The organism is Mesorhizobium sp. M2A.F.Ca.ET.037.01.1.1, from assembly GCF_003998075.1.
Lineage (GTDB): Bacteria > Pseudomonadota > Alphaproteobacteria > Rhizobiales > Rhizobiaceae > Mesorhizobium.
The window spans coordinates 1-2,133 of record NZ_RZSA01001057.1 but is presented as its reverse complement, the minus strand read 5'-3'; the positions used below and the strand labels follow the sequence as shown (position 1 = coordinate 2,133).

The 2,133-nt window shown below is 59.5% G+C and carries 2 protein-coding genes; one reads left to right on the top strand and one right to left on the bottom strand.

The features are described 5' to 3' along the window. Positions 1 to 134 precede the first annotated feature (134 nt). Positions 135 to 992, bottom strand: coding sequence for a helix-turn-helix transcriptional regulator (locus EOA27_RS33310; protein ID WP_126082186.1), 858 nt, complete (start codon positions 990 to 992; stop codon positions 135 to 137). A 249-nt stretch (positions 993 to 1,241) separates the two neighbouring features. On the opposite strand from EOA27_RS33310, the gene EOA27_RS33305 reads away from it, so the two are divergent. Further along, on the top strand, positions 1,242 to 2,133 hold an 892-nt coding region (locus EOA27_RS33305; protein ID WP_127258398.1), incomplete at its 3' end, for a fatty acid desaturase.

The following is a 2,133-nucleotide window of genomic DNA, read 5'->3' as shown; positions in this document are numbered from 1 at the left end:
ATATAAAGAAGTCTTTATGTCCAGTCAACGCGTTTGCGGCTGAGAAGACCTTATAGGCCGGATTGATCTCGGCATCGATTTCGATGCAGGCCTCACCATTGGTTGGATGGTGGTCGACCGGGCAGGGCAAGCGCTCAGAAGGAGCCCGACGGGAAGGACGTCGCGGCCAGCCTCTGCGCGAAGCTCGCCGCCTCATGCGCATTGATGTCGGCGGCGCGGATCAGATTGTCGAAATGGCTGGTGAGGGTGCGGATCGGCTGGGTCGCGTTCAACACCAGATACATGTCGCCGACATAGATAGCGGCGCGGTAGGGGCCGAAGATCGTGTAGGGGATCGAATAGCGCATGCGTCCGTCATAGAGGAACAGGCGGAAGGTCGGGTAAAGGTCGTCGAGGAGGGCTGCCATGTGCAGCAATTGCTTGCGCCTTTCGGCTTCGGGAAAACGATCCCAGACGCCGAGGCCGCGCGCGAAGATCTCCAGCGTGTGGCGCGGCATGCAGACCTCCATGTCGGTCTCCGGCCGCCTTGTATAGTCGATGCGGTATTGCGTTTCGCCGGCCTGCGCCTCGCGGCTCTTGTTGGTGATCCCGGCCTCATATTCGATCAGCGCCTCGGTGCGCAGAAGGTCAGGGATGCCTGCCGGCACGTAGCGGATTTTCGTGCCTGCCGCCTCGGCGTGCCACTTGGCGAGCAGCGTGCGGTCAAAACCGTCCGGCGCCTCCTCGATCTCCAGGCTCTCTCTAATCTCGCCGGTGACGCCCTCGTCGTGGGAGAGGCCCAGCAGCCAGTCGAGCGACACTTTGAACTCGGCCGCGATGTTGAGAAGCGTCTCGGCACGGGGCAGGCGGGTCGAGGCGCCTGACAGGAGCTGCGACAATGCCGAGCGGTCGATGCCGACCGCTGCCGCGAAGGCCGATTGGTTGAGGTCGGATCGTGTCAAGAGCATTTTCAACCGCTCCCGGAAGAGAGTCGACAGATCGCGCTTGTCCATCACGCTGCTCCTGCTTCGGAGAGGAAAAATTTGCGCCGGGAGCGTCTTGAACATGGCTCAGGCGGAAATGAATCCTCGTATTTGTTTACAATGTATAACATATGCGGCTGAAAATGCGCACTCGCAACAGTTTGTTCGCTTTGTCGCGTTGCGGCAACGATAGGCTCCTGACACAATGCTGTCAGGAATCGGGTTGGTTCCGGCGACTGGAAGGCAGTGGTCGATAGCATGGCAAGCACGAATACCGGCATGAACAAGAGACGCAAAAACGCACCGGCAATCGAATGGCCGACAGTCTGCCTCATTCTCTTCTGCTACGGTGCGTGGTTCGCAATAGGCTTCCTGCTGTGGCCATCTTATCCGCTTTTGGCGCTTGCCATCCTGCCCTTTATCCTGGCTCTGCAATCCTCGCTGATGCATGAGGTGTCGCACGGCCATCCGACCCGCAACGCCAGGATCAATGAAGCCTTCGTCTTTTTGCCGATCGGCACGGTCTGGCCGTTCCGCCGCTTCAAGACCATCCACCTTCGTCATCACGCGGACGAGCGGCTGACCGATCCGCTCGACGATCCGGAGAGCTATTACCAGGCGCTCTGGATGCACGAGGAACTGCCGCCGACAATGAAGCTTCTGCTCAAGATCAACAACACGATGGTCGGCCGCTTCATTCTCGGACCGTTGCTGTCCTCGGTCGGCTTCTTCATCGACGACGCCAAGCAGATCCTTGCCGGCGACAAGGTGATCCGCAAGGCTTGGCTGCTGCATGCCATCGGTCTCGCGGTTGCGGTGCCGATCGTCACGTTTGGCTTCGGCATTCCTCTCTGGCTCTATATCCTGGTGCCGGTGTGGTTCGGCCAGTCGCTGATCTCGATCCGCACCTATGCGGAGCACCAGTGGTCGGAGCATCCGGAGGGGCGCACGGTGATCGTCGAGCGTTCGCCGCTCTCCTTCCTGTTCCTGAACAACAATCTGCATTTCATTCATCACAAGAGCCCGACCATTGCCTGGTATAGGTTGCCAAAGCTGTTTCGCGAGCGCCGCGAAGAGTGGCTGCGGATGAACAACGGTTATGCCTATCCGAACTATTTCGCGATGCTCAAGGCCCACGCTTTCAAGGCCAAGGAGCCGGTCGTCCATCCGG